22 protein-coding genes and 1 tRNA gene are annotated in these 26,495 nt (G+C 72.1%); 12 read left to right on the forward strand and 11 right to left on the reverse strand.

Annotated features, from left to right (window positions below; all coding sequences use genetic code 11):
- Nucleotides 1–419: 419 nt before the first annotated feature.
- Both ACFWVC_RS24630 and ACFWVC_RS24635 read right to left on the reverse strand, forming a co-directional pair.
- Entirely contained in the window at nt 420–2,999 is a 2,580-nt protein-coding gene (locus tag ACFWVC_RS24630) for an ABC transporter permease (RefSeq protein WP_384290048.1), read from the reverse strand.
- Nucleotides 2,996–3,784 (reverse strand): ABC transporter ATP-binding protein, encoded by a 789-nt coding sequence (locus tag ACFWVC_RS24635; RefSeq protein WP_384290051.1) that lies wholly within the window; start codon nt 3,782–3,784, stop codon nt 2,996–2,998. Before ACFWVC_RS24635 ends, ACFWVC_RS24630 begins: the two co-directional genes overlap by 4 nt.
- Before the next feature lie 341 nt (nt 3,785–4,125).
- Between ACFWVC_RS24635 and ACFWVC_RS24640 the strand changes: the two genes are divergently transcribed.
- Nucleotides 4,126–5,637, forward strand: coding sequence for an MFS transporter (locus ACFWVC_RS24640; RefSeq protein ID WP_384290056.1), 1,512 nt, complete (start codon nt 4,126–4,128; stop codon nt 5,635–5,637).
- Between the two features lie 21 nt (nt 5,638–5,658).
- Here ACFWVC_RS24640 and ACFWVC_RS24645 read toward each other — a convergent pair whose 3' ends face one another.
- The 4 genes from ACFWVC_RS24645 to ACFWVC_RS24660 all read right to left on the reverse strand — a co-directional run bounded on the left by ACFWVC_RS24645 (nt 5,659) and on the right by ACFWVC_RS24660 (nt 10,551).
- A complete protein-coding gene (locus tag ACFWVC_RS24645) occupies nt 5,659–6,669 on the reverse strand; it encodes a cellulose-binding protein (protein WP_384290061.1) in 1,011 nt (336 codons plus the stop codon).
- Nucleotides 6,670–6,746: 77 nt separating this feature from the next.
- Complete coding sequence (locus tag ACFWVC_RS24650; protein WP_384290065.1) at nt 6,747–8,981, reverse strand: SUKH-4 family immunity protein; 2,235 nt, start codon at nt 8,979–8,981, stop codon at nt 6,747–6,749.
- The gene (locus ACFWVC_RS24655) at nt 8,978–9,973 is read right to left on the reverse strand and encodes an HNH endonuclease (RefSeq protein WP_384290072.1); all 996 of its coding nucleotides are present in this window, start codon (nt 9,971–9,973) and stop codon (nt 8,978–8,980) included. Before ACFWVC_RS24655 ends, ACFWVC_RS24650 begins: the two co-directional genes overlap by 4 nt.
- A 77-nt stretch (nt 9,974–10,050) precedes the next feature.
- Entirely contained in the window at nt 10,051–10,551 is a 501-nt protein-coding gene (locus ACFWVC_RS24660) for a hypothetical protein (RefSeq protein ID WP_384290077.1), read from the reverse strand.
- A gap of 371 nt (nt 10,552–10,922) precedes the next feature.
- On the opposite strand from ACFWVC_RS24660, the gene ACFWVC_RS24665 reads away from it, so the two are divergent.
- Both ACFWVC_RS24665 and ACFWVC_RS24670 read left to right on the forward strand, forming a co-directional pair.
- A complete protein-coding gene (locus tag ACFWVC_RS24665; protein WP_384290084.1) occupies nt 10,923–11,417 on the forward strand; it encodes a YwqJ-related putative deaminase in 495 nt (164 codons plus the stop codon).
- Nucleotides 11,414–11,929, forward strand: coding sequence for an SUKH-3 domain-containing protein (locus tag ACFWVC_RS24670; RefSeq protein WP_384290088.1), 516 nt, complete (start codon nt 11,414–11,416; stop codon nt 11,927–11,929). Before ACFWVC_RS24665 ends, ACFWVC_RS24670 begins: the two co-directional genes overlap by 4 nt.
- Before the next feature lie 698 nt (nt 11,930–12,627).
- Here the strand turns inward: ACFWVC_RS24670 and ACFWVC_RS24675 are convergent.
- Entirely contained in the window at nt 12,628–13,917 is a 1,290-nt protein-coding gene (locus ACFWVC_RS24675; RefSeq protein WP_384290093.1) for a sensor histidine kinase, read from the reverse strand.
- A 193-nt stretch (nt 13,918–14,110) separates the two neighbouring features.
- Between ACFWVC_RS24675 and ppc the strand changes: the two genes are divergently transcribed.
- The gene (ppc, locus tag ACFWVC_RS24680; RefSeq protein ID WP_384290097.1) at nt 14,111–16,834 is read left to right on the forward strand and encodes a phosphoenolpyruvate carboxylase; all 2,724 of its coding nucleotides are present in this window, start codon (nt 14,111–14,113) and stop codon (nt 16,832–16,834) included.
- A gap of 85 nt (nt 16,835–16,919) precedes the next feature.
- On the opposite strand, the gene ACFWVC_RS24685 is transcribed toward ppc, so the two are convergent.
- Entirely contained in the window at nt 16,920–17,522 is a 603-nt protein-coding gene (locus ACFWVC_RS24685; protein ID WP_384290140.1) for a TetR family transcriptional regulator, read from the reverse strand.
- Nucleotides 17,523–17,604: 82 nt separating this feature from the next.
- Nucleotides 17,605–18,594: an acyl-CoA desaturase gene (locus ACFWVC_RS24690; protein WP_384290101.1), complete on the reverse strand. Its 990-nt coding sequence runs from the start codon at nt 18,592–18,594 to the stop codon at nt 17,605–17,607.
- Between the two features lie 247 nt (nt 18,595–18,841).
- Between ACFWVC_RS24690 and ACFWVC_RS24695 the strand changes: the two genes are divergently transcribed.
- The 6 genes from ACFWVC_RS24695 to ACFWVC_RS24720 all read left to right on the forward strand — a co-directional run bounded on the left by ACFWVC_RS24695 (nt 18,842) and on the right by ACFWVC_RS24720 (nt 23,608).
- Nucleotides 18,842–18,912, forward strand: a tRNA-Gln gene (locus ACFWVC_RS24695).
- Nucleotides 18,913–19,018: 106 nt separating this feature from the next.
- The gene (glmU, locus tag ACFWVC_RS24700) at nt 19,019–20,458 is read left to right on the forward strand and encodes a bifunctional UDP-N-acetylglucosamine diphosphorylase/glucosamine-1-phosphate N-acetyltransferase GlmU (RefSeq protein WP_384290106.1); all 1,440 of its coding nucleotides are present in this window, start codon (nt 19,019–19,021) and stop codon (nt 20,456–20,458) included.
- Nucleotides 20,459–20,597: 139 nt separating this feature from the next.
- The gene (locus ACFWVC_RS24705; RefSeq protein ID WP_384290108.1) at nt 20,598–21,575 is read left to right on the forward strand and encodes a ribose-phosphate diphosphokinase; all 978 of its coding nucleotides are present in this window, start codon (nt 20,598–20,600) and stop codon (nt 21,573–21,575) included.
- Nucleotides 21,576–21,774: 199 nt separating this feature from the next.
- Entirely contained in the window at nt 21,775–22,389 is a 615-nt protein-coding gene (locus ACFWVC_RS24710; protein ID WP_384290110.1) for a 50S ribosomal protein L25/general stress protein Ctc, read from the forward strand.
- A gap of 86 nt (nt 22,390–22,475) precedes the next feature.
- Nucleotides 22,476–23,063: an aminoacyl-tRNA hydrolase gene (gene pth / locus ACFWVC_RS24715; RefSeq protein WP_384290115.1), complete on the forward strand. Its 588-nt coding sequence runs from the start codon at nt 22,476–22,478 to the stop codon at nt 23,061–23,063.
- A 50-nt stretch (nt 23,064–23,113) separates the two neighbouring features.
- Complete coding sequence (locus tag ACFWVC_RS24720; RefSeq protein ID WP_384290118.1) at nt 23,114–23,608, forward strand: hypothetical protein; 495 nt, start codon at nt 23,114–23,116, stop codon at nt 23,606–23,608.
- Nucleotides 23,609–23,652: 44 nt separating this feature from the next.
- Here the strand turns inward: ACFWVC_RS24720 and ACFWVC_RS24725 are convergent, their stop codons facing one another.
- A complete protein-coding gene (locus tag ACFWVC_RS24725; protein WP_384290142.1) occupies nt 23,653–24,018 on the reverse strand; it encodes a VOC family protein in 366 nt (121 codons plus the stop codon).
- 5 nt (nt 24,019–24,023) lie between these two features.
- Nucleotides 24,024–24,845, reverse strand: a complete 822-nt coding sequence (locus ACFWVC_RS24730) for a trans-aconitate 2-methyltransferase (RefSeq protein ID WP_384290120.1) — start codon at nt 24,843–24,845, stop codon at nt 24,024–24,026.
- 121 nt (nt 24,846–24,966) lie between these two features.
- On the opposite strand from ACFWVC_RS24730, the gene ACFWVC_RS24735 reads away from it, so the two are divergent.
- On the forward strand, nt 24,967–25,464 hold the full coding sequence (locus ACFWVC_RS24735; RefSeq protein WP_384290124.1) for a MarR family winged helix-turn-helix transcriptional regulator: 498 nt from the start codon (nt 24,967–24,969) through the stop codon (nt 25,462–25,464).
- Nucleotides 25,465–25,697: 233 nt separating this feature from the next.
- A partial coding sequence (locus tag ACFWVC_RS24740) for an SH3 domain-containing protein (RefSeq protein ID WP_384290145.1) occupies nt 25,698–26,495 on the forward strand: 798 nt, incomplete at its 3' end.

Here is a 26,495-nt window from a genome sequence, read left to right on the forward strand (position 1 = left end):
GGTCCGGGGCGACCGCGGTTGCCTGAATACAGCCCCATGGTGTGGGCGGTAACGGCTGGGCGGCCGATGTGCCGCCGCACCAACCCTCGGCCTGTGCCACGGCCGCCATCCACCCCCCACTGGGGATCAGGCGCCCTGAACTCCGGAGGGGGCGGGGGAGTTGGGGGCACCCCCGGCCGAAGGCTGGGGGAGGGTGGGCGTTCTGGACTGTGGAGCATATTTGGGTGCACAACCCGGAGTGACCAACGGACAGTGCCCGAGGCACCGAAATGTGCTGTCCAGAATGGCCGGCCCCGGAGGCGCCGACCCCGGCACCCACTGAAACGGGCGCCGGGGTCACTGACTTCACAGGGCTGGGGGCACCCCCGGCCGAAGGTTGGGGGAGGGAGGGCGGGCGGGGAAACCCCGCCCCCCGCGCACTAATCCGTGGCGATCGCGTTGAGGACGTTCATGCGGGCCGCCCGGAACGCCGGGACCAGGGCCGCGATGAGGCCGACGAAGGCGGAGCCGATGAAGACCGTGATGATCGTCGGCCAGGGGATCTCGAGGATGCCGAGGCCCTGGAGGGCGAGCAGCTTCTGCGCCGTGGCGCCCCAGCCCATGCCGAGGCCGAGGCCGAGGATCGCGCCGAAGAGGGCGATCACGATGGACTCCAGGCGGATCATGCGGCGCAGCTGCCGGCGGGACATCCCGATCGCCCGCATGAGGCCGATCTCCCGGGTGCGTTCGACGACCGAGAGGGCGAGCGTGTTCACGACGCCCAGGATCGCGACGATGATCGCGAGCGCGAGCAGGCCGTAGATCAGGTTGAGCAGCTGGCCGATCTGGTCCTTGAGCAGTTGCTTGTAGTCGGCCTGGTTGCGGACCTGGACCTGCGGGAAGTCGTGCAGGGCCTTCTTGAGTCCGGCGTACGCGGCGTCCTGCCGGCCGTCCTTGGCGGCGGCGAACATGATGTCGTTGATCGGCATCCGGTCGGCGGGGATGTAGTGGGCCGCGGTGGCGATGTCGGTGTACATCGCGCCGCCGTCGAAGGCGGTGTCCTTGGTCGTGATCGCGGCGACCTTCAGCTTCGCGGTGCCGCCCGCGGTGAAGCGGACGGTGAGGGTGTCGCCGAGCTTGACGTGGTGCTTGTCGGCGAAGTCCTCGCCGACGGACATCGCGTCGGTCCCGTACGCGGCGGTGAGCTCGCCGGCGACCGTCTTGACCTGGAGGTCCTGGGCGTAGGTGGGGTCGGCGGCGGAGATGCTGGTGTCGGAGACCGCTCCGTCGGGGCTGGTGACCTTCACGTCGAGGGACTTGTAGTCGGTGACGTGGGCGAGGTCGGGCGCGGCCTTGACGGCCTTCTCGATCTGCGGGGTGATGGGCTGGCCGCTGTCGGAGGCGATGATGAAGTCCGCGCCGACCGACTTGTCGAGCTGGTCGCTGGCCGAGGCCACCATGGAGGAGCCGACCACGGACAGGCCCGCGACGAGGGCGAGGCCGATCATGAGGGCGGCGGCGGTGGCGCCGGTGCGCCGCGGGTTGCGGAGCGCGTTGCGTTCGGCGAGGCGGCCGACGGGTCCGAAGATCCGCAGGACACCCGCGCTGATGACCCGGACGACGAAGCCGGCGAGCAGGGGCCCGACGACGACGAAGCCGACCAGCGTCAGCAGGACGCCGAGGCCGAGGAAGGACGAGCCTTCGGCGGCCTTGGTGGCCCGCGCGGCGGCCAGGAGGGCGCCGGCACCGGCCAGGGTGAGGACGACGCCGAGCACGGCGCGCACCTTGCCGGCCCGCCCGTCGGCCGGGATGCCGGCGTCGCGCAGGGCGGCCATCGGGGAGACCTTGCCGGCCCGGCGGGCGGGCAGGTAGGCGGCGAGGACGGTCACGACGACACCCAGGATCAGACCGGCGACGGGCGTGGTGGCCTTGACGGTCAGCGAGGAGGTGTCGAGGTTCATGCCCATGCTGCCCATGAGCTTCATCAGCAGCACGGCGAGCCCGACGCCGCCCCCGATGCCGAGGACGGAGCCGACGACGCCGAGGAGCAGCGCCTCGATGAGCACCGAGCGGTTGACCTGGCGGCGGCTGGCGCCGATGGCCCGCATGAGGCCGATCTCGCGGGTGCGCTGGGCGACCAGCATGGAGAAGGTGTTGACGATCAGGAAGACGCCGACGAGGACGGCGATCCCGGCGAAGCCGAGCATCGCGTACTTGATGACGTCGAGGAAGCCCGCGATGTCCTTCTTGTTCTCGGCGGTCCACTCGGCCTGGGTCTGGATCTTGTAGGCGCCGGAGGTGCCGAGTTCGGCGGCGACGTTCTTCTTCAGCTGGTCGTCGCTGACGCCGGGTGCGGCGGTCAGGCCGACGCTGCTGAAGACGTCCTTGGCGCCGAGGATCCTGGTCTGGGTGGTGGCGGTGTCGAAGTAGAAGACGGCCGCGCCGGGGTTGGTGACCTTGAACGTCACGATGCCGGTGACCGCGGCGCGGAACTCGCCCGGGATGGCGATGACGCGGACCTCGTCGCCGATCTTCAGGTGGTGCTTGTCGGCGGTGTCGGAGTCGACCATGACCTCGGTGGGGCCGCGCGGGGCGTGGCCGGAGGTGAGGTCGACCGAACGCTCCTCGGTGGAGTCCCAGTTGGTGGCGATGGTGGGGGCGCCGGAGGTGGGGCTGAGGCTGTCGTTCTTGCTGTCGGTGACGGTCAGGGTCTGGCTGCCGGCCTCGCCCGTCGCGTCCTTGACGCCGTCGACGCCCTTCAGTTGCTGGACCACGGAGGCCGGAACGGTGGCGGCCTTCGTCGTCATCTGCATGTCGTCGTTGCCGGGCGCGCCCTTGGGCGTGACCGTGACGTCCGACGCGGTGGCCGCGAAGAGCTTGTCGAAGGTCGAGGTCATCGTGTCGGTGAAGACGAGCGTGCCGCAGACGAAGCCCACCGACAGCAGGACGGCGATGGCGGAGAGCGCCATGCGGCCCTTGTGCGCGACGAAGTTGCGCAGGGAGGTCTTGAGGACGGTCACGACGTCCTCCCGCGGGCGTCGAAGTCCTTCATGCGCTCCAGCACGGAGTCGGCGGTCGGGTCCCGCATCTCGTCGACGATCCGGCCGTCGGCGAGGTAGAGGACGCGGTCGGCATAGGAGGCGGCGACCGGGTCGTGGGTCACCATGACGATGGTCTGGCCGAGTTCGTCCACCGAGCGGCGCAGGAAGCCGAGGATCTCGGCGCCGGCCCGGGAGTCGAGGTTGCCGGTGGGCTCGTCGCCGAAGATGATCTCGGGCCGGGCGGCCAGTGCGCGGGCCACGGCGACGCGCTGCTGCTGGCCGCCGGAGAGCTGGCCGGGCCGGTGCTTGAGGCGGTCGGCCAGGCCCACGGTCTCCACGACGCGCTGCAGCCACTTCGGGTCGGCCTTGCGGCCGGCGATGTCCATGGGCAGCGTGATGTTCTCGACGGCGTTCAGGGTCGGCAGCAGGTTGAAGGCCTGGAAGATGAAGCCGATCTTGTCGCGGCGCAGTTGGGTGAGCTTCTTGTCCTTGAGCCGGGTGATCTCGATGTCGCCGACGAGGATCTGCCCCTCGGTGACGGTGTCGAGGCCGGCGAGGCAGTGCATCAGGGTCGACTTGCCGGAGCCGGACGGCCCCATGATCGCGGTGAAGCGACCGCGCTCGATGTCGACGTCGACCGCGTCCAGGGCCACGACCCGGGTCTCGCCGGAGCCGTACGCCTTGGTCACACCACGGGCACTGGCGGCAACGGCCGTACGCTCTCCGCTGCCCCCGGACCTGGGAATCGTTACTGCCGTTGTCACTGGTCACTCCTGCTACGTCGTGGGTGGTCTTCGCTGGTGCGGGCGTGCGCCATCGCCTCTACAGACTGGCTGCCGGCCGGGGGCCCGGACGATGGTGCGGGTCTCCGTATCGACCCGGGGGCTACCCCCACCAGAAGGCTAGGGAGCCCGGGAGGGGTGCTTCGTCCTCCGCCGGTACGAACCGGGGGTAGGAGAAAACTCGGTGCGTCCCCTAGGGGGACCGCGACTTCCGGGTGACCCGGCTCGGGGTCGATGCTGCACCCTCCCGCCGCGGGAGGCTCAAGCGCGGGCGTCCGGCCTGCGGGATCCCCCTGTGCGGCGCCGGCCCGGGTCATGAAAAAGTGTGTCGTACACAGATCCAGGGGGGTTCTCCCGTGCAGGGCACCGAACAGACCACGACAGCGGCGGCCGAGGCCGCCCCGCCGGTCCGCCGCGGCCCGGTGGTGGCCGCCTTGATGCTGGCGATGGCGCTGGCGGCGATGGACTCCACGATCATCTCCACGGCCGTCCCGCAGATCGTCGGCGACCTCGGCGGATTCTCCGTCTTCTCCTGGCTGTTCTCCGGGTATCTGCTGGCGGTCACGGTGACCCTGCCGGTGTACGGCAAGCTCGCCGACACCTTCGGCCGCAAGCCGGTGCTGCTCGTGGGGATCGCGATCTTCCTGCTGGGGTCCCTGCTGTGCGCGGGCGCGTGGAACATGGCCGGCCTGATCGCCTTCCGCATCGTGCAGGGGCTCGGCGGCGGCGCCATCCAGGGCACGGTGCAGACCATCGCGGCCGATCTGTACGGGCTCAAGAAGCGCGGCCGCATCCAGGCGGCGATCTCCACGGTGTGGGCGGTCTCCGCCGTCGTCGGCCCGCTGTGCGGCGGGGTGCTGTCGGGCTACGCAAGCTGGCGCTGGATCTTCCTGATCAACCTGCCCATCGGGGCGATCGCGCTCCTGCTCATCTCCCGCCACCTGCGCGAGTCGGTGACCCGCCGCACCCGGCACCGCGTCGACTGGCCCGGCGCGCTCGGCCTGTTCCTCTCCGGCGGGCTGCTCATCAGCGGGCTCCTCCAAGGCGGCCCGCTCCGGCCGTGGCTGCTCGGCGGCAGCGTCGTCCTCGGCGTCACGACGTATCTGGTCGAACGCCGGGCGGCCGAGCCGATCATCCCCGGCTGGGTGTGGCGGCGGCGCCCGATCGTCGCGGTGAACCTCGCGCTCGGCATGCTCGGCGTGCTGATGGTGGCGCCGACGGTCTTCCTGCCGACGTACGCGCAGACCGTGCTCGGGCTCGGGCCGATACAGGCGGGCTTCGTGCTGTCGGTGATGACGCTCAGCTGGCCGCTGTCGGCGGCCCTGAGCAGCCGCGTCTACCTGCGCATCGGGTTCCGCAACACCGCCGCGCTCGGCATGGCCGCGGCCGTGGTCGTCCTCGTCGCGCTGGTGATGCTCCCGTACGCCGGACCGGCCTGGCAGCCCATGCTCGTCATGCTGCTGCTGGGGGCCGCCCTCGGCCTCTTCCAGCTGCCGCTCATCGTCGGCGTGCAGTCCACGGTGCCCTGGCGCGAGCGCGCCACCGCGACCTCGTCCATCCTCTTCTGCCGCCAGGTGGGGCAGAGCGTGGGCGCGGCGCTCTTCGGCGCCGTCGCCAACTCCACCCTCGCCTCGCGCCTGCACGGCTCCGGCACCGACCTCGACGCGGTCACCGGCGCCGCGCACGTGGCCGAGCCGGTCCGCCGCGCCGTCGCCGCCGCGGTCGACCACGTCTACGCGGGTTCGGCGCTGGCCGCCGTCCTGGCGCTGCTCGCCGTCCTCCTGGTGGCCCCGCGCCGCTTCCCCGTCCTGGAGGAGGACCCGCAGCCGCGGTGAGCCCGCGGATGCCTTCCGGCGCTACGGCTCCCGGTGCCCGTCGTCCTCGGTGTCCTTCGTGGTCCCGGTGTCGGTCTTGGTGTCCTCGGCCGTGGCCGGGGGCGGCACTTCGGCGGTCCCGGGGCCGGCTTCCGTGGCATCGGCGGCTTCCGTGCCGGGGGCCTCGCCGCCGGTGAGCGCGGCCAGGCTGCTGCGGACGTGGGCGAGGTGCTCGCGGATCTCGTCGCGGCGGACCTCGTGCTGGCGCAGTTCCCGCTCGGCGGCCAGGCGGATGCGCTCCTCGCGGACGCGGGCCTGGGCGAGCAGTTCGGCGGCGGCCGCCTCGGCGTCCTGGTCCCGGCGGCGCGCGGCCTCCTCGGTGGCGGCCAGGGCGCGGCGGGCCTCCTCGACCATGTTCTCCGCGTAGTGGGTGAGTTCGGCCAGGCGCGCGTCGAGGCCGGCCTCGCGCTCGGCGAGTTCGTGCTCCGCCGCGTCGCGGCGCTCGCGCCGCTCCTTCTCCTGTGCGGCGAAGCTGCGTTCGGTGTCCTGCCGCAGCGCGTCGAGCCGCCGTGTGGCGTCGTCGCGCAGGTGGGCGGCTTCCCGGCGGGCCACGCCGAGGAGTTCCGAGGCGGTGGCCCTGGCCTCGTCGACGGTGCCCGAGGCCTGGACGTCGGCGCTGGTGCGGCGGGCGTGCGCGGCGGCACGGGACTCGTCCAGCAGCGTGCGCCGGGCGGCCTCGGCGGCGTCGTGCGCGGTCCGGGCCTCCTCCTCCGCGCGCTCGCGCACGGCGGCGGCCTCCTCCTCCACCAGGCGCAGCAGCTCCTGTGCGCCGCCGCCGAGCGACTCGAAGGTGGGCGGGGCGAGGCCGGCGACGACGTCGCGCAGGGCGGTGCACTCGGCGTCCATCTCGTTGGCCAGGACCGTGAGCCGCGCGGCACGCTCCCATGCGGCGTCGCGGTCCTCGGACAGCTCCTCCAGGAAGCGGTCCACCTGATCGGTGCGGTAGCCGCGGCCTCGGACCGTCACGAAGCCGTGGGGGTATGCCGTGCTCATACCCCCATACTCATGGGTTTGCCCTATTTGCACATCATGCGACACTCCGGCCGCGTACGACCGGAGTGTCGCGGCGACTAGAGCATCCCGTCCCACATCTGTTCGATCAGCACGGACCACCAGTGCTCGGGCGACGCCACCGCCGCCGGGTCGAGCGCGGCGATCTGCGCCTGGAAGTCCACCGTCCAGCGGCCCGCCTGGTCCGGCGTCAGCCCCAGCCGCCAGCGCCACATCTTGCCCAGCAGCGCCAGGCAGCGGACGAACTCCGGAAGGCTGGAGTTGACGAACTGCGGCACCGCCGTCCCGCCGCCCGGCCCCGCCTCCAGCGGGACCGCGACGATGTGCGCCGTGCCGTACTGCACGCACAACTGGCGGCCGAAGTCGTTGCCCATGACCAGATACGAACCGGCGTCCGGCGCCGGCTGCACACCGCGCTCGGCGGCCAGCTCGGCCAGCGTCGGCACCGGCCGCCCCGGCTGGGCCTGCGCCCAGAAGAACGGCCCGAAGTCCACCGGCAGCCCGGACCACGTCAGGGTCTGGGCCACGATGTCCGGCACGCCCTGGCGGGCCACGGCGCGCTGGTCGAAGCGGAAGACGCCCTGCGGCCCGAAGGACTGGGCGAGCTCGTGCCCGATCGCGTCCAGCGGGATCGCGGGGACCCGCTGGAGCTGGTGCGGCTCCGGCATCGGCACGCGGTGCGGGCGGGCGGGCGCCGGGGCGCTCGCCACCTGGTGCAGCTCGCCGAGGTGCGTCAGCAGGTGTTCCACGCCCGCGCGGCGGCCGGCCCGGTCCTTGCCGTACGGGGCGGTGCTGCTGATCCGGACCTGGGGCCAGGTCTCCCGGATCATGCGGGCGCAGTAGCCGCCGGGCAGGTCGCACGACTCCAGTTCGGTGTGCAGCTCCAGCACCGCCTGCGGCGGCACGCCGAGCGCGCGCAGCTCGTGCAGGATCTGCCACTCCGGATGCGGGGTGCCCGGCGCGGAGCGGCGGATGAGCTGCTGCTCGGAGCCGTCCTGCGCGCGGTAACGGAGCACGGCCATGTAGCCCGGGCCGATCGTGGGCACACCGGCGGGCGGCTGCGGCTGCGGCGGCGCCGGGGGCTGCGGGTAGCCGTACCCGGCCTGGGGCTGCGGCTGGGCCACCGGCGCGGGTGCGGGGGGCGGGGCCGGGGGGCCGTCGGGGCGCGACAGCATCGTCGCGGCGTGATGCACGTCCGGAGCCGGAGGCCCCGGACGTACCGGCGGCGCGGGCGGCGGCTGGTTCGGGGGCAGCGCCTGCACCAACTGCGTCGGCACATAGCCCGCGCCCGGGGTGCCGGGCACGCCGGGACCGGGCGGCGGGGGCGGCGGAGGCGGCGGTCCGGCCTTGGAGGTCTCGGCGCCGGCCAGGTCCGCGGCGCCCGGCCGCTGCGCCCCGGCACCCGGCACTCCGGGCAGGGGCGGCGGGGGCGGCGGGCCGTCAGGACGCGACAGCATCGTCGCGGCACGGTGCACGTCCGGGGCCGGGGGCCCCGGCGGCGCGGGCGGCGGAGGCGTGGCCGGCCCGCCCGGGTAGCCGTAGCCGCCGGGCGGCAGCGGGGTGCCGGTCTCCGGGACACCGGGCAGCCGCTCGGTGCTGGCCTCCGCGTTGTTCCTGGGCGGGGGCGTGTGCGCGTCGTCGGAGTCGGTGATCGGCGGGGCGTAGACCGTCGCGGGCGGGGGCACGGCACGGCCCGCGTCGCCGTTGTTGGTGTCCCGCCACGTCGAGGGCGGCGGCGTCGGCGACCGGTCGTACGGCAGCGGCATCACCGGCGTCGGCGTCGGGACGAACGGCGGCGGCGGCCCGTCGAAGGGCGAAGGGGCCCCGGCGGTCGCGCCACCGCCGGTGTCCGCCACCGTCACGGCGTCGGCGGGCGGGGTGGCGGCCGGCGTCCGGCGGTCCGGGATGCCGAGGCGGTCGGCCGCGTCCTGGAGCCACTGGGGCGGGCTGAGCAGGAAGGAGGTCGCCTCCAGGTCGAGCCGCTTCGGCGGCTCCGGGACGGCGTCGGCGACCGCGTCGGCGGCGCCCCCGTACCTCTCCTCCCAGTGGCGGATGATCTCGCCGACCGGCAGCGCCGGCCACAACGTGGCCTCTCCGCTGTCCTTGGCTATGACGACACGGGCCTCGCCCTCGTCGCCGGTGGGCCCCCCGTCGCGGGGCTCGGACCACACCACGAAGCCCTGGCCGAACTCGCGCACCTGGACCTCGCGGACGAGGTACGCCGGGACGCCGACGTTGATCCACCGCTCGGCGCGCTCCTGCGCCTCCGCGAACGTGACCATCTTCAGCCTCATCCCTCCACCGGGACGGCGCGGGCGAAGCCGCCGTCCACCATCAGGTTCGCGACCGTGTCCAGCTCCGGCGGATCGCCGGCGAGCGCGGCGAGGAAGGCGTCGAAGTCCTCGCCGCAGGGCAGCAGCAGCGCGGCCACCCGCTCCTCGGTGGAGCCGAAGGCCCCGTCGCTGTCCCGCACGTCGTCGTAGGCGCACAGCCACATCGAGCCGGGGTCGGCGCCGCGCACCTTGACCGCGAGCACCCCGCCCTGGACGAAGGAGATCGCCAGGTAGTCCTTGGTGAGGTGGTCGCGCAGGCACTTGTTGATGTAGACGAGGTCGTTGACCGCCGCCTCGTCGCGCACCGTGAAGAAGGGCTGGTCGACCAGGAGTCCCAGCATGGGCAGCAGGGCGACACCGCGCGGGGCGCAGCCGCCGGCCGCCTTGAGGAAGGTGCGGTAGGCGCCGGGCAGCCGGTAGCCGAGCTCCTCCTCGACGTCGCGCATCTGCTGCTCGGTGACGGCCGCCGCGCCATGACGGCCCGTGCCCACGGCGAAGTGTGCGGGCCGGGTGTCCTGAAGCGGTCGCGTGCCGCGCTTGTCGTGGTCCGCGGAGGCCGTCGTGGCGAGGCCGCCGTGATGCCGCAGCAGCGCCTTGACCTCGACGGGGATCAGTTCCAGACGGCGTGAGCCGGCCACGTGGTGCCAGGTCCAGCCGTGCGGGGTGGCGACCGGCGACAGGCTGCCCCACAGCTCGTGACCGGCGGCGTGCAGGGCGGCGTTGGCCGACACGTAGTCGGTGAGCCGCAGTTCGTCGATGCCGAAGCCGTCCGGTGGTTCGGCGATCTCGGCGGCGGCACGGGCGTAGGACGTGAAGTCCGGGAAGCCGTGGTCGTCCACACGGACGCCCTGCGGATGGCGGGCGCGGCGCACCGGGTCGGGGAAGTGCACGATCTGACCGGCGTAGGCCGCGTTCGGTGGCGCGGCCCGGTGCCCGAGCCGACCTGTCGTCATTGCGGATGCCCCCATGCTGGATCTGGTGTTGGGCACAGCCTAGGGGGTGGGGCGACAGGTGCTTCGGCTGGTTCCGGTCACTGCTTTCCGGCGGCGCCGCGGAGTTTGGCGTCCTGGGTGCGCACGACCGCGGCGGACGGTCCGCCGGTCCCGCCGGACAGTTTGACGGTGACATACGTGGCGGTGCTGCCGCCGGTGCGGACGACGGTGACCGTGGCGGCGCCGTCGGCGGGGGCGGTGGTGTCGGTCAGGACGTACGCGACCGCCTCGTCCCCCGCCGCGGGCGCCTCGGCGGGACGGACGGCGAACGCGGTGGCGCGGCCGCCGCCGTCGGTCGCCTCGAACGTCCGGCAGTTCCGCAACGCGGAGGCGAGACCGCCCATGATCCGCTCCGCGTCGCCCGGCGCGTGCGCGGACAGCAGCAGCAGGTCGAGTTCGCCGCTGCCCCCGGCCGCCTCCTTCGAGGTGAACGTCGTGGAGGCGTACGCGGTGCGCCGGTACGCGGGCCGGGCGCTGACGGGATCGGACAACGGGCGGCAGGCGGCGCGGCCGGCGGTGAGCGCCTGATCGGGACTCATCGCGCCGATCCCCCGCGAACCGGTCACCACATAACCGGGCACATCGGCGGTCGTGACGAGGGCCGCCCTCAACTGCGCCGCACTCAGCGGTACTTGCCCGCCCGAAGCGGCGGGAGCCCCCGAATCGGCGGCCTTTCCGCCCTTCACGTCCGACCCGGCGCTACTATCCGTACAACCAGTGGCCAACACTAGGACGACGAGAGCGGCGGCACATCGGACTGCGATACCCATCTCCCCACAGTGCCGTGACATCCGGCACAAAGTAAACCTCTCACCTCACAACCGACTTCCGTAACGCGCGATCAATTGGCAGGCTTGCGCAGATAAGGGGGACGTCCTTCTCGGAGGACGGATCGGAGGGCCGTAGGAACATGCTGACGAGAGGTGCCGCGGACCCGCGGCTGACCTGGGGAAGTGAGGAAGCGCCACCGCCGCCCGTGCTGCGCCACCGCCGCGACGGCATCCTGCCGGCGGTCGCCGCGGCGCTGTCGGTCAAGGACGAAGTGCTCACCTGTACCGGGAGCAAGGGCGAACAGCCGCCCGCGCTGCACCCCTTGGTCCAGGACGCGCTCGACACCCTGCCCGTCGCACAGCGTGAGCGCTTCACCGGGCGGTGCCCGGAGCCCGTACTGCTGTCCCGCTGGCTGACCGAGGCCGACACGGGGCGCAGCAAGCGCGCCGCGCGCAAGCCGCTCACCCACGCCGAGGCCCGCAAGGCGCTCAAGGGCGCGAAGTTGACGGCACGTCACATACGCGAGGACGGCGACCCCGAGCACGGCGGCTACGCACCGCCGTGCCGCTCCTGCCTGCCGCTGCTGACGCACTTCGGCGTGCTGCCCTTCGACCCGGGGGCCGAGGCAGAGTGAACGCGAGCGACGCCCTCAACGCCCGGACCACCTCGACGCGCTTCCCCGTCGGCGTCGACGCCGCGCTGCGCTCCGCGGGCTGGCAGCCGGGCCAGTGGGACATCCGCCAGGCCGAGATCTGGGCCGACACGCTGCGCGCCCACGTCTCCCCCGGCGGCCACCGGCACAGCGTCTTCCCGGCCGCCGTCGAGGCCTGGGCCGAATTCGGCGGCCTGACCGTCCCCGCGGTCTCCGCCCCCGGCCGCCCCCAGGTGGCGCCGAGCGGGGTCCTCATCGACCCCCTCCGGGGCCTGCACCTCGCCCGCACCTGGAGCGACCTGGGCTCCGCCCTCGACACGGAGGTCGCGCCCCTCGGCGCGGAGTCCACGGGGCAGGGGCACCTGGCGATTGACGCGCTCGGGCGCGTCTACTGCGTGGACCACACGGGGGACTATTACCTCGGGCCGACGATTGACGCTGCGCTGTGCACCCTGACGGCGGGTGTGCGGCCCCACCGCCTGCTGTCCGGCTAGGTTTTTTCCCCGCCCTCCCGCCCGTGTGCCCTGTGAAGTCCGGGCGGCCCGACGCGCGTGGTTCCTGGGCCGGGTGCGGGGCCTCCGGGGCTGGCCATTCTGGACAGCACATTTTGGTGCCTCCGGCACTCTCCATTGGTCACTCCGGGTTGTGCACCCAAATATGCTCCACAGTCCAGAACGCCCACCCCTGCACCCCCGCCCCCTCTGTTTCGTCATGCGCCTGATCCCCAGTGGGGGGATGGAGGCGGAACGGGGTGACCGCGGTTGCCTGGAGACAGCCCCCATCGGCCTGCCAGGCCTGCCCCAACATTCGGCCGGGGGACCCGCTGCGGGCGCGACGCGGCGGCAGGCGCGGTGTGTGTGGGCGGTGTCGGCTGGGCGGCTGATGTGCTGCTGCACCGACCGTGGGCGCGCGCCGTGGCTGCCCTCTACCCCCACTGGGGATCAGGCGCTTGCTACTACGGAGGGGGCGGGGGTGGAGGGGTGGGCGTTCTGGACTGTGGAGCATATTTGTGTGCGGCATCCGGGCAGGGATGGGATGAGCAAGTGCCCGTCACGCACGTAAATGTGCTGTCCAGAATGGCCAGCCCCGGAGGCCCCGCACTCGGCCCACCACGAAACGCGCGCCGGGGTCACTGACTTCACAGGGCACACGGGAGGGCGGGCGGGGAAAAGAACCTACCCGGACGGCGGGCCTACGCCGGGAGGAGGGCGGAGACGCGGAAGCCGCCGTCCGCCGTGGTGCCGGCGGCGAAGCCGCCTCCGAGCGCGGTGACGCGTTCGCGCATGCCGATGAGCCCGTTCCCCCCGCTGGGCAGCGCGATCGCCGGCGCCCCGCCGGAGGGCCCGTTCTGGACGAGGACGGCGATCTCCGCCTCGCGGTAGGCCAGGCGGATGCGGGCGCGGGCGCCCGGGGCGTGCTTGTGGACGTTGGTGAGGGCTTCCTGCACCACGCGGTAGACCGTGGTCTCGACAGGCGCGGCCAGGGACCGCTCCGTCCCCTCGACCGTGAACTCCACGCGCATGCCCGCCGACCGCGACTCCTCGACGAGCGCGTGCAACTCCGCGAGGCAGGGTCCGGAGTCGTCCGGGACGGCCGTGGCGGGCTCCACGACCGGCGCGGTCACGGCCGGCACCGCCGGCCCCGGCACCGTCCGGAGGACCCCGAGCATCTCGCGCAGTTCGTTGAGCGCCTGCCGTCCCATGTCGCCCAGCAGCTGTGCGCTCGCCGAGGCCTTCTCGGGGTCCTTGACGGCGATCGCCTGGAGGGCCGCCGCGTGCACGACCATGAGGCTCACCCGGTGCGCGACCACGTCGTGCATCTCGCGGGCGATGCGGGTGCGCTCCTCCATGCGGGCGCGCTCGGCCCGTTCCGAGGCCTTCTCCGCCAGCAGCGACAGCTCGCGTTCCAGGCCGTCCGCCCGCTCGCGCAGCGACTCCACCAGCCGCCGCCGGGCGCCGGCGTAGAGCCCGAGCAGCACCGGCGGCGCGGTCACGCCGATCGCCGCGAGCACGGAGGTGAGGGCGACCGCCGCGAGCGGCGCGTGGTAGGTGCCGGAGCTGAGGTCGCCGTGCATCTGGAGGAAGGTGACGATCAGCGTGCCGAGCATGGTCATCCCGGACAGCACCGCGATGATGCGCCGGGGCACGTCGGAGGCGGCCAGGGTGTAGAGGCCGACGACGCTGAGCAGGATGCCCATCTGGGCGGGCGTGATCGCGATGGACACCAGGACCACGGCCACCGGCCATCGCCTGCGCAGCACCAGTACGGAACCGACCAGCAGGCCGAAGACTCCCGCGACGACCGGGGACACCCCGGTCTTCTGCGCGAAGGCCACGCCCTCGACGAGGCACTCCAGCGCCGAGACGGCGGCCAGCACCACGTCGAGGACCATGCTGCGCCGCCGGGCCCACCACCACGGCCCGGCGGCCCCCCGGCCCCGCCCTTCAGCTCCGTCCGGTACGTACTCCCCCGTCGTACTCATACGGCCCAGCCTAGACGCGGCCCTGTCCGCCTGGCGGTCAGCCCCGGTCGCGGGCGGACGGCCCTTCTATCCTGGTGGCGTCGGACAGCGCGGTCCGCCCCACCCGTCCCTCCTCACGACCGGACGACCCGCCGAGCGGGGCGCCGACGCGTTTCTTGCCGCGATCCAAACCACTGCACTAGGAGCCGCACCTGTGAGCAGCGCCGACAACACCACCGAGAGCGCACCCCTGCGCGCGGACATCCGCCGCCTGGGAGATCTCCTCGGCGGGACGCTCGTACGGCAGGAAGGCCAGGAACTCCTCGACCTCGTGGAGAAGGTGCGGGCGCTGACCCGCAGCGACGGCGAGGCCGCCGCCGCCCTTCTCGGCGAGACCGATCTGCAGACCGCCGCCAAACTGGTGCGCGCCTTCTCCACCTACTTCCACCTTGCCAATGTCACCGAGCAGGTCCACCGAGGCCGTGAGCTGCGGGCCCGCAGGGCCACCGACGGGAGCCTGCTGGCTCGTACGGTGGACCTGCTGAAGGACGCCGATCCCGAGCACCTGCGCCAGTCCGTCCGCAACCTCAACGTGCGGCCGGTCTTCACCGCCCACCCGACCGAGGCGGCCCGCCGCAGCGTGCTGAACAAGTTGCGCCGCGTCGCCGCCCTGCTGGACAAGCCGCAGGACACCGACCGCCGCCGCACCGATGTGCGGCTGGCGGAGAACATCGACCTGTTGTGGCAGACCGACGAGTTGCGCGTGGTGCGTCCCGAGCCCGCGGACGAGGCGCGCAACGCCATCTACTACCTGGACGAGCTGCACGCCCGCGCCGTGGGCGACGTGCTGGAGGATCTGGCCGCCGAGCTGGAGCGGGTGGGTGTGCCGCTGCCTCCGGAGACCCGCCCGCTGACCTTCGGCACGTGGATCGGCGGCGACCGCGACGGCAACCCGAACGTCACGCCGCAGGTCACCTGGGACGTGCTGATCCTGCAGCACGAGCACGGCATCACCGACGCCCTGGAGCTCGTCGACGACCTGCGGGCGATGCTGTCGAACTCCATCCGCAACTCCGGTGCCAGCGCGGAGCTGCTCGCGGACCTGGAGGAGGACCTCAAGCGGCTGCCGGGGATCAGCCCGCGCTACAGGCGGCTGAACGCGGAGGAGCCGTACCGGCTCAAGGCCACCTGCATCCGGCAGAAGCTGCTCAACACCCGTGAGCGGCTGGCCACCGGCACCCCGCACCTCCCCGGCAAGGACTACCTCGGCACCTCCGAGCTGCTGGCCGACCTGCGCCTGATCCAGGACTCGCTGCGCGCCAACCGCGGCGAGCTGATCGCCGACGGCCGCCTGGACCGCACGATCCGCACCCTGTCCGCCTTCGGTCTGCAGCTGGCCACGATGGACGTCCGTGAGCACGCCGACGCCCACCACCACGCCCTCGGCCAGCTCTTCGACCGCCTCGGCGAGGAGTCCTGGCGGTACGTGGACATGCCGCGCGACTACCGGCGCAAGCTGCTCGCCAAGGAGCTGCGCTCGCGCCGCCCGCTGGCCCCCACCCCGGCGCCGCTGGACGCCGCCGGGGCGAAGACGCTGGGCGTCTTCCACACCATCGCCGAGGCCTTCGAGCGCTTCGGGCCGGAGGTCGTGGAGTCGTACATCATCTCGATGTGCCTGGGCTCGGACGACGTCTTCGCGGCGGCGCTGCTGGCGCGCGAGGCCGGGCTGATCGACCTGCACGGGGACGTCGCCAGGATCGGCATCGTGCCGCTGCTGGAGACCACCGACGAGCTGAAGGTCGCCGACAAGCTGCTCGACGAGATGCTCTCCGACCCCTCCTACCGCAAGCTCGTGTCGCTGCGCGGGGATGTGCAGGAGGTCATGCTCGGCTACAGCGACAGCTCCAAGTTCGGCGGCATCACCACCTCGCAGTGGGAGATCCACCGCGCCCAGCGGCGGCTGCGCGACGTGGCGCACCGGCACGGGGTGCGGCTGCGGCTGTTCCACGGCCGCGGCGGCACGGTCGGCCGGGGCGGCGGCCCCACCCACGACGCGATCCTCGCGCAGCCGTGGGGCACGCTGGAGGGCGAGATCAAGGTGACCGAGCAGGGCGAGGTCATCTCCGACAAGTACCTGATCCCGTCGCTGGCCCGGGAGAACCTGGAGCTGACGGTGGCGGCCACGCTGCAGGCCTCGGCCCTGCACACCGCCCCGCGCCAGTCCGGGGAGGCGCTGGCCCGCTGGGACGCCGCCATGGACGTGGTCTCCGACGCCGCGCACGCCACCTACCGGCGACTGGTGGAGGACCCGGACCTGCCGGCGTACTTCTTCGCCTCCACGCCGGTCGACCAGCTCGCCGAGCTGCACCTGGGCTCCCGGCCCTCCCGCCGCCCGGACAGCGGCGCGGGCCTGGACGGCCTGCGGGCCATCCCGTGGGTCTTCGGCTGGACGCAGTCGCGGCAGATCGTGCCCGGCTGGTTCGGTGTCGGCTCGGGGCTGAAGGCCGCGCGCGAGGCGGGCCGGGAGGCGGACATCGCCGAGGCGTACGAGCAGTGGCACTTCTTCCGCAACTTCCTGTCCAACGTCGAGATGACGCTGGCCAAGACGGACCTGCGGATCGCCCAGCACTACGTGGACACCCTGGTGCCGGACGAGCTGGGGCACGTCTTCGACACCATCCGGGCCGAGCACGAGCTGACGGTCGCCGAGGTGCTGCGGATCACCGGTGAGGCGGAACTGCTGGACGCGCAGCCCGCGCTGCGGCAGACCTTCCACATCCGGGACGCGTACCTGGACCCGATCTCCTACCTCCAGGTCGCCCTGCTGCACCGGCAGCGGGAGGCCGCCGCCCGCGGCGAGGAGCCCGACCCGCTGCTCGCCCGCGCGCTGCTGCTGACCGTCAACGGTGTGGCGGCCGGCCTGCGCAACACCGGCTGATCCGGTCCCCGCACCGCAGCAACAAGGCGGCGCTGCCCCCTCGTGGGGGCGGCGCCGCCTTCGCCGTACAGGACCGGATCGGCGCTCAGTTCTTGCGGTGGCCGATCAGCCGGGGCTTGGGCTCCAGGCCCGACAGCCCGTTCCAGGAGAGGTTCACCAGATGCGCGGCGACCTCGGCCTTCTTCGGCTTCTGGGCGTCCAGCCACCACTGGCCGGTGAGCGCGACCATGCCCACCAGCGCCTGCGCGTACATCGGGGCGAGCTTGGGGTCGAAGCCGCGCTGCTTGAACTCCATCCCCAGGATGTCCTCCACCTGGGTGGCGATGTCGCTGATCAGCGAGGCGAAGGTGCCCGTGGACTGCGCGACCGGGGAGTCCCGTACGAGGATCCGGAAGCCGTCGGTGAACTGCTCGATGTAGTCCAGGAGGGCGAAGGCGGCCTGTTCCAGCAGTTCGCGCGGATGGCCGCCGGTGAGCGCCCCGGTGACCATGTCCAGCAGCTGGCGCATCTCGCGGTCCACGACGACGGCGTAGAGGCCTTCCTTGCCGCCGAAGTGCTCGTAGACCACTGGCTTGGACACACCCGCCTTGTGCGCGATCTCCTCGACCGACGTGCCCTCGTAGCCGCGTTCGGCGAAGAGCGTGCGCCCCACGTCGAGGAGCTGCTCGCGGCGCTCCTTGCCGGTCATGCGCACCCGGCGGGTACGCCGGGACGACGTGCCCTCGCTCCCTCTGCTGCTGCTACTGCCGCTGCCGTCGCTCACCCGTCAATCATGCCGCTTCGCTGACACTTTCCTTACGGCGGGCCGCGATACGGTCGGCGGTCGGCCAGCGCACGTCCGTGGCCCAGCCGAGCATCTCGAACCAGCGGATGATGCGGGCGCTGGAGTCGATCTGGCCGCGCAGCACACCGTGCCGGGCGCTGGTCGGATCGGCGTGGTGGAGGTTGTGCCAGGACTCGCCGCAGGACAGGACGGCCAGCCACCAGACGTTGCCGGACTTGTCGCGGGAGCGGAAGGGGCGCTTGCCGACCGCGTGGCAGATCGAGTTGATCGACCACGTGACGTGGTGCAGCAGCGCGACGCGCACCAGGGAGCCCCAGAAGAAGGCGGTGGCGGCGCCGGTCCACGACATGGTGACCAGGCCCCCGACGAGCGGCGGCAGCGCCAGCGAGACGGTCGTCCAGAGCCAGAAGTCGCGGCTGACGCGCCGGATCGCCGGGTCCTTGACCAGGTCCGGGGCGTACTTCTGCTGCGAGGTCTGCTCCTCGTCGAAGAGCCAGCCCATGTGTGCCCACCACAGGCCCTTCAGCAGGGCCGGCAGGGTCTCCCCGTAGCGCCAGGGGCTGTGCGGGTCGCCCTCGGCGTCGGAGAACCTGTGGTGCTTGCGGTGATCGGCGACCCAGCGCACGACCGGTCCCTCGACGGCCATGGAGCCCGCGATCGCCAGGGCGATCTTCAGCGGGCGGTTGGCCTTGAACGAGCCGTGGGTGAAGTGACGGTGGAAGCCGATGGTGATGCCGTGGCAGCCCAGGAAGTACATCCCGACCATCAGGCCGAGATCGAGCCAGCTCAGGCCCCAGCCCCACGCGAACGGGATCGCCGCGACGAGCGCGAGGAAGGGGACGGCGATGAAGAGTCCGAGGGTGATCTGCTCAAGTGACTGCTTCCTGTCCGCGCCCAGGGTGGCGCGGGGAAGCGACGTGTCGTTGCCGGGCCCGGGTTCCGGGGACTCGGTGATCACGTCGGTCTGTGTGGTCATGGGGGTCCCTCACGATGTCGGGGAGCTACGCAACCGTAACCTACGGTGCCGTAATTCCGGCAACTCCAAGTGACGGCCGCACCGGGCGCGCGTGTCGGCCGGAATACGGCTCATGGCACATGTACCCACGATCGGGGAAGGAGAAGTGCCGATCTTTGTCGTCGCATTGGGGGGCCTCGGTGCGGCATAGTGGGGGAGGCCGAAACCGGCACCACGAACAGGGTGTCCGGTACGACGGCATCTGCCATCCGCTGTGGTGTAACGGCAGCACTGAGGGTTTTGGTCCCTTAAGTCCGGGTTCGAATCCTGGCAGCGGAGCACCTCACCGGGGTCACGCCTGCTTTCGTGGCCCTTCCGTGTGTCTCGCCCGATACGCCCCGGTATCCTGCGGGTGTCTGCCACCCCACGCCGAGGAGCCCCTTCCGTGAGCGCCCACCGCCCGGCTGCCGTCATCGTCCTTGCCGCGGGTGAGGGCACCCGCATGAAGTCGGCAACCCCCAAAGTCCTGCACGCGATCAGCGGCCGCTCCCTGGTGGGGCATGTCGTCGCCGCGGCGAGCGCCCTGGACCCCGAGCACCTGCTCGTCGTCGTCGGCCACGCCCGCGACCGGGTGACCGAGCACCTCGGTGAGATCGACCCCGCGATCCGTACCGCGGTCCAGCACGAGCAGAACGGCACCGGTCACGCGGTCCGCGTCGGGCTCGCGGAACTCCCCGAGCTCAGCGGCACGGTGGTGATCGCCGCCGGCGACACCCCGCTGCTCACCCCCGACACACTGCGCGAGCTGATCGCCGCGCACGCCGCCGACGCCAACGCGGTGACCGTGCTGACCGCCGAGGTCCCCGACCCGACGGGCTACGGGCGCATCGTGCGCGGCGACGGCGGCTCGGTGCTGGCGATCGTGGAGCAGAAGGACGCCGACGTCGAGCAGCGCGCCATCTGCGAGATCAACTCCGGGGTGTTCGCGTTCGACGCGGCGCTGCTGGCGGACGCGCTGGCCAAGGTGACCACCGACAACGCCCAGGGCGAGGAGTACCTGACCGACACCCTCGGCATCCTGCGCCAGGCCGGCCACCGCGTCGGCGCCTCCGTGGCCGCCGACCACCGCGAGATCGCCGGCATCAACAACCGCGTTCAGCTCGCCGAGGCGCGCCGCCTGCTCAACGACCGCCTGCTGGAGCGGGCGATGCTCGAAGGCGCCACGATCATGGACCCGGCCTCCACGTGGGTGGACGTCACGGTGGAGTTCGAGCCCGACACGGTCGTTCTGCCGAACACCCAGCTGTACGGCGCCACCCGGCTCGCCGCGGGTGCCGAGGTCGGCCCCAACTGCACCCTGACCGACACCGTGGTCGGCCCCGGCGCCCGCGTGGTCAACGCGGTCTGCGACGGCGCCGAGATCGGCGAGGCGGCCAGCGTGGGCCCGTACGCCTATCTGCGCCCTGGCACCCGGCTCGGCACGAAGTCCAAGGCCGGCACCTACGTGGAGATGAAGAACGCCACGGTCGGCGAGGGCACCAAGGTGCCGCACCTGTCGTACGTCGGCGACGCGACCATCGGCGAGTACAGCAACATCGGCGCGGCCAGCGTCTTCGTCAACTACGACGGCCAGACCAAGCACCACACCACCATCGGCTCCCACTGCCGCACCGGTTCGGACAACATGTTCGTGGCCCCCGTCACAGTCGGGGACGGCGCCTACACCGCCGCGGGCTCGGTCATCACCAAGGACGTGCCCGCCGGTTCGCTCGCCGTCGCGCGCGGCCAGCAGCGCAACATCGAGGGCTGGGTGGCCCGGAAGCGCCCTGGAAGCGCCGCGGCGCACGCCGCCGAACGCGCCCAGCAGGACGAGCAGGACGTCTAGCGGAACCCCCGGCGAACCGGAAGAGGCCATTCTCACGTGCGCGGGTGCTCCCAGCAGCGCGTACCGTGTGAGGTGCACACAATTCCGCCGGCTAGCCGACCGTGGGCGAAGCTGCGTTGAACACCAAGGAGACGGTGCAGTGACCGGGATCAAGACGACCGGTGAGAAGAAGCTCATGCTCTTCTCCGGCCGCGCACACCCCGAACTCGCGGAGGAGGTGGCACGCGAGCTGGGCGTCTCCCTTGTGCCGACCAAGGCCTTCGACTTCGCGAACGGTGAGATCTACGTCCGTTTCGAGGAGTCGGCACGCGGCTCGGACGCCTTCGTCATCCAGAGCCACACCGCCCCCATCAACAAGTGGATCATGGAGCAACTCATCATGATCGACGCGCTGAAGCGGGCCTCCGCCAAGCGCATCACCGTGGTCGTGCCCTTCTACGGCTACGCCCGGCAGGACAAGAAGCACCGCGGCCGCGAGCCCATCTCGGCGCGGCTCATCGCGGACGTGCTCAAGACGGCCGGCGCCGACCGCATCCTCACCGTCGACCTGCACACCGACCAGATCCAGGGCTTCTTCGACGGGCCGGTGGACCACCTGTTCGCGCTGCCGCTGCTGGCCGACTACGTGGGCGCCAAGGTCGACCGCTCCAAGCTCACCGTCGTCTCCCCCGACGCCGGCCGCGTCCGGGTGGCCGACCGCTGGTGCGACCGCCTCGGCGCTCCGCTGGCGATCGTCCACAAGCGGCGCGACCCCGACGTCGCCAACCAGGTCACCGTGCACGAGGTCGTCGGTGATGTGCGCGGCCGCATCTGCGTGCTGGTGGACGACATGATCGACACCGGTGGCACCATCTGCGCCGCGGCGGACGCCCTGTTCGCCAACGGCGCGGAGGACGTCATCGTGACCGCCACCCACGGTGTGCTCTCCGGCCCGGCCGCGGACCGGCTGAAGAACTCCAAGGTGAGCGAGTTCGTCTTCACGGACACGCTGCCGACGCCCGGTGAGCTGGAACTGGACAAGATCACGGTGCTGTCGATCGCGCCGACCCTCGCCAACGCGGTCCGCGAGGTCTTCGAGGACGGTTCGGTGACGAGCCTTTTCGAGGACTCGCACTGATCACACGCTGATCGATTTCCGGGGCGGCCTCCCCGCCGGGTAGACTCACCGAGTTGCTCGGCGAGGGAGGCCGTTGCCGTTTCGGCGGCGGACTCCGTTATCGGCGCGCTCCTCGTAAGTGGAACGGCCCGTCGTGGGCTGGGCGACCAGTGAGAAATCCCGTCCAGATCCCGCCGTCATCACGAGGAGTGTGATTCCCATGTCCGAGGTGAAGATCGCCGCCCAGCTGCGCACCGAGTTCGGCAAGGGCGCTGCCCGCCGCATCCGCCGCGCGAACCAGGTTCCCGGTGTCATCTACGGCCACGGCCAGGACCCCAAGCACGTCTCCATGCCGGGTCACGAGCTGCTGCTCGCCCTGCGCACCCCGAACGTCCTGATCAGCCTGGACATCGAGGGTGACGGCAAGGAGCTCGTCATCCCCAAGGCCGTGACGCGCGACCCGCTGAGGGGCTTCCTGGAGCACGTCGACCTGCTCTCCGTCAAGCGCGGCGAGAAGGTCACCGTCGAGATCGTGGTCAGCACCGAGGGCGAGCTCGCCCCCGGCGGCAACCTGCTGGAGCACGTGCTCAACGCGCTGCCGGTCGAGGCCGAGGCCACCCACATCCCCGACGGCGTGACCGTCTCCGTCGAGGGCCTGGAGGCCGGTACCTCCATCCTCGCCAAGGACATCCCGCTCCCCAAGGGCACCACCCTGGCCGTGGACGACGACACCGTCGTCCTGCAGGTCGTCGCCGCCCAGGCCGAGGCCCCCGCCGAGGGTGAGGGCGAGGAGGGCGAGGCCGCCGAGGGCGCCGAGGCCGCTTCCGCCGAGTAACCAGCGGCACGCAGCACGCTTTTCACGACCGCCGTCCCGCTCCGCCAGGAGCCGGACGGCGGTCCTGTTGAATGGACGCCATGAGCATGAGCGCAGCGGAAAGCGCCCCCGAGGGGCCCTGGCTGGTGGCCGGACTGGGCAACCCCGGACCGGAGTACGCCGGCAACCGGCACAACATCGGCTTCATGGTGGCCGATCTGCTCGCCGACCGGATCGGCGGCCGCTTCAAGACCCACAAGAGCCGCTCTCAGGTGGTGGAGGGGCGCGTCAGCGGCCACCGGGTGGTCCTGGCCAAGCCGATGACGTTCATGAACCTCTCCGGCGGCCCGGTGACCGCGCTGCGCGACTTCTACAAGGTGCCGCTCGGCAACATCATTGCCGTCCACGACGAACTGGACATCGACTACGCGACGCTGCGGCTGAAGAAGGGCGGCGGCGACAACGGGCACAACGGCCTGAAGTCGATCACCAAGTCGCTCGGCCCGGACTATCTGCGGGTGCGTTGCGGCATCGGGCGCCCGCCGGGGCGGATGCAGGTGGCCGACTTCGTGCTCAAGGACTTCTCCGGCACGGAGCGCAAGGAGCTGGACTGGTTCGTGGACCGGGCCGCCGACGCCGTGGAGGCACTCATCTGCGAGGGCCTGGAGCGGGCGCAGGGCACGTACAACACCTGACCGACCTGCGAGGTTGACCGAGTGCCAGGCGATGGCCAAGGATCGCCCGCATGGCCAAACGGAGTCTTGCCCGCCGCACCGCCGAGAGCACGTGGGGTCTGCTGCTGGTCGCGCGGATCGTGGTGCTGAGCGCGCTCGTCCTGGTGATCCTGGCGGCCGGGGTGTGGACCTCGTGGAAGACCGCGCAGCACGCGATGCTCACCAAGGGGCGCGAGCGGGGGACGATGACGGTCTCCGCCTGCGCCACCGACACCTGCACCGGACCCTTCGTGCCGACCGGCCTCGGCTCCATCCGGGCGAAGGTGACGATCGACAAGGCGGTCACGCACCGTGTCGGCGAGCGGATCCCCGTCGCCGTCGAGCCCGGCACCGACGAGGTGGTGCGCGTCGGCACGGCCGGCGTGCTGCACACCTGGATCCCGTTCGGGGGCGCCCTGTTGCTGGCGGCACTCGTGCTGGCGGGCGGGCTGCGGTGGACCCGCACCGCCTGGGTGGCGGGGATCGCCGGGGCGGCGCTGCTGGGGGCGGCGTTCCTCACGCTGTAGGCCCGCCGCCCCCGGCCGCCGGGGTCGGTCCCGGTCAGGTCAGGTCAGGCCCCCTCGGGCTCCAGGAACTCCAGGCGGTTGCCCACCGGGTCCTCGGAGTAGAAGCGGTGGTGGCCCGGCAGATCGTGGTCCCAGACGACCTTCGCGCCCCGGGACTCCAGCGTCTCGGCGTAGGCGCGGATGCCGCGCACCCGTAGGCCCGGGTGGGCCTTGCGCGCGGGGCGGAAGTCCTCCTCCACCCCGATGTGCACCTGGGCGGCGCCCGAGGTGAACCAGCAGCCGCCCCGGGCGGCGAGCACGGGCGGCTTGGGCAACTCGGTCATGCCGAGGATCCCGGCGTAGTAGGCGCGCAGCCGCTCCTCGGAGCCGGGCGGCGCGGCGAGCTGGACGTGGTCGAGAGCGGCTATCACCGGGATCACCGGGCCTTTCGTGCGATGGCGAAGATCCGCCGGAACGGGAAGACGGTGCCGTGCGGGCCCGCGGGGTAGGCCTTGCGCAGCAGGTCGCGGTACTGGCCGAGGAACTCCTTGACGGCCGCGGGGTCGTCGGCCAGTTCGGTGAGCACCGGACGCAGGGCGGTGCCCTTGGTCCATTCCAGGACCGGGTCCTCGCCCTGGAGCAGCTGGACGTAGGTGGTCTCCCAGACGTCGACGTCCACGTCGACGTCCGGGATGTCGATGAGGCGTTCCAGGTAGGCGGCCGGCTCCAGGATGTGGACGTAACGGCGGCCGTGGCCGTCGCCGAGCCGGTGGCGCCAGGCCGGGGAGTCGCAGAGCTCGCCCAGCAGCGCGTGGCTGGGCGAGGTGAAGTTGCCCGGCACCTGGAAGGCGAGCACCCCGCCGGGCACCAGGTGCCCGGTCCACTCGGGGAAGCGTTCGGCGTGGCCCTCGACCCACTGGAGGGCCGCGTTGGAGACGATCAGGTCGTAGTCCTCCTCGGGCACCCAGTGGGCGGCGTCGGCGGCCCTGAAGTCCAGGCTGCCGCCCCCGGGGGTGGGGCCCGCGTGGGCCTGCGCCGCCTCCAGCATCTCGGCGGAGCTGTCGAAGCCGGTGATGCGCGCGCCGGGCCAGCGGTCCGCGAGCAGGGCCGTGACGTTGCCGGGGCCGCAGCCGATGTCGGCGACGCGCGGGGACGGGCCGGGGAGCTCCGGTATCCGGGCCAGAAGGTCGTGGAAGGGACGGGTCCTGTGGGTGGAATGCCGGAGGTACTGCTGCGGGTCCCACGATGCTGCGGGCATGTCTCGAACTCCCTGGCGAAAGGTGGATCTCTTCCTGCGGCCGACCTTGCCCACAAGGTTGCGGACCTAATCTCTTGATGTCAAGAGACTTCATGTCGACACAACCCTTACACTGATCTCCATGGAGGACGAGGTCGACCGGCTGGTCGCGGCGTGGCGCAGGGAGCGCCCCGACCTCGACGTCGAACCGCTCGAGGTGCTCAGCCGGGTCAGCCGGCTGGCGCGGCACCTGGACCGGGCCCGGCGCCTGGCGTTCGCCGAGCACAGCCTGGAGCCCTGGGAGTTCGACGTCCTCACGTCGCTGCGCCGCGCGGGCGCGCCCTACCAGCTCTCACCGGGGCAACTGCTCACCCAGACGCTCGTGACGTCCGGGACGATGACCAACCGCATCGACCGGCTCACGAAGAAGGGTCTGGTGGAACGACTCCCCGACCCCTCGGACCGGCGCGGCGTCCTCGTACGGCTCACCCCTGAGGGCCGGGACCGGGCCGACGAGGCCCTGGCGGGGCTGCTGGCACAGGAGCGGGCCATCCTCGGCGAACTCTCCGGTCGCCAGCGCGGAGAACTCGCGGATCTCCTGCGCCAGTTGACAGCGCCTTTCGACAACATCCCGAGCTGAGGCCGATTACCCGGCGTAATCGCCCAGGGAAGATCACAAACGGCCACGCTCTGCCACCGGTTGCGCACCCAAAGTGGCAGATTTAGCGTGATCTACGTGAACGCCGCATAAAGGCCAAAATGGCCACCTTTGCGGCTGTCGGCGCACCGGGCACCGGCGCCATTTTTTGAAAGGCGCCGAGCCGCGCCGGCTTCCAATCCCTGGACCCTGTCGGGTCCCGCTCCACCTTGGAGATGCAGATGACTCTGCACACCCGCGCAAGCAAGACAGCCGCGACAGCGGTGACCGGCGTCTTGGCCGGCACCCTTGCCTTTGGCACGATGGGCACCGCGTTCGCCAACGAGATCGTTGCACCCGGCGCGCCGAAGGCCGCACCGGCTCCCTCGGGGAACACGGAAGGCGTGGGCGCCGGCGAGGACCTCCCTGACCTGTCCGGCGAGATCGCGTCCGCGACGGCGGGCCTCCCCAACGGTTCTCTCTACCAGGGCCGTGTCATCGCCCGTATCGGCCTGCGCGTCCGCAGCGGCCCGGGCACGCAGTACAGCTCGGTGGGAGTGCTCCCGTACAACTCTCTGGTCTCGATCGTCTGCAAGACCAATGGCCAGGACATCGGCGGTAATCCGCGTTGGTACCGCCTGGCGCAGAACCTCTACGCATGGTCGGCGGGCCGGTACATCGCCAACGTCGGCCCGTCTCCGCGCTCCTGCAACGCCGGCGAGCTCAACGGCGGTGGCGGAGGCGGCATCGGTGGTATCGGGGGCGGCGGCATCGGCGGCATCGGCGGTGGCGGCATCGGCGGCATCGGCGGCATCGGTGGCGGCGGCATCGGCGGTGGCGGGGGCGGTGGCTGCAACTACGGCGGCGGCGGCAACTACGGCGGCGGCGGAGGCCGCGAAGACGGCCGCGGTGGCGGCGGCGGCCGTGGCGGCGAAGGCGGCGGTCGCGGCGGCGAAGGCGGCGGCGGCAGCCGTGGCTTCAGCTTCGACGACGGTCGCGGCGGCGGTGGGGGTGGACGCGGCGGTGGCGGCGGC

Source organism: Streptomyces sp. NPDC058691 (assembly GCF_042714775.1).
Taxonomy (GTDB): domain Bacteria; phylum Actinomycetota; class Actinomycetes; order Streptomycetales; family Streptomycetaceae; genus Actinacidiphila.

Coding starts and splice junctions, on each gene's coding strand:
- ACFWVC_RS24645 (WP_384290061.1), bottom strand. CDS start 6,669: ATGAGCACGGCATACCCCCACGGCTTCGTGACGGTCCGAGGCCGCGGC.
- ACFWVC_RS24650 (WP_384290065.1), bottom strand. CDS start 8,981: ATGAGGCTGAAGATGGTCACGTTCGCGGAGGCGCAGGAGCGCGCCGAG.
- ACFWVC_RS24655 (WP_384290072.1), bottom strand. CDS start 9,973: ATGACGACAGGTCGGCTCGGGCACCGGGCCGCGCCACCGAACGCGGCC.
- ACFWVC_RS24660 (WP_384290077.1), bottom strand. CDS start 10,551: ATGAGTCCCGATCAGGCGCTCACCGCCGGCCGCGCCGCCTGCCGCCCG.
- ACFWVC_RS24665 (WP_384290084.1), top strand. CDS start 10,923: ATGCTGACGAGAGGTGCCGCGGACCCGCGGCTGACCTGGGGAAGTGAG.
- ACFWVC_RS24675 (WP_384290093.1), bottom strand. CDS start 13,917: ATGAGTACGACGGGGGAGTACGTACCGGACGGAGCTGAAGGGCGGGGC.
- ACFWVC_RS24685 (WP_384290140.1), bottom strand. CDS start 17,522: ATGACCGGCAAGGAGCGCCGCGAGCAGCTCCTCGACGTGGGGCGCACG.
- ACFWVC_RS24690 (WP_384290101.1), bottom strand. CDS start 18,594: ATGACCACACAGACCGACGTGATCACCGAGTCCCCGGAACCCGGGCCC.
- ACFWVC_RS24710 (WP_384290110.1), top strand. CDS start 21,775: ATGTCCGAGGTGAAGATCGCCGCCCAGCTGCGCACCGAGTTCGGCAAG.
- pth (WP_384290115.1), top strand. CDS start 22,476: ATGAGCGCAGCGGAAAGCGCCCCCGAGGGGCCCTGGCTGGTGGCCGGA.
- ACFWVC_RS24720 (WP_384290118.1), top strand. CDS start 23,114: ATGGCCAAACGGAGTCTTGCCCGCCGCACCGCCGAGAGCACGTGGGGT.
- ACFWVC_RS24730 (WP_384290120.1), bottom strand. CDS start 24,845: ATGCCCGCAGCATCGTGGGACCCGCAGCAGTACCTCCGGCATTCCACC.
- ACFWVC_RS24735 (WP_384290124.1), top strand. CDS start 24,967: ATGGAGGACGAGGTCGACCGGCTGGTCGCGGCGTGGCGCAGGGAGCGC.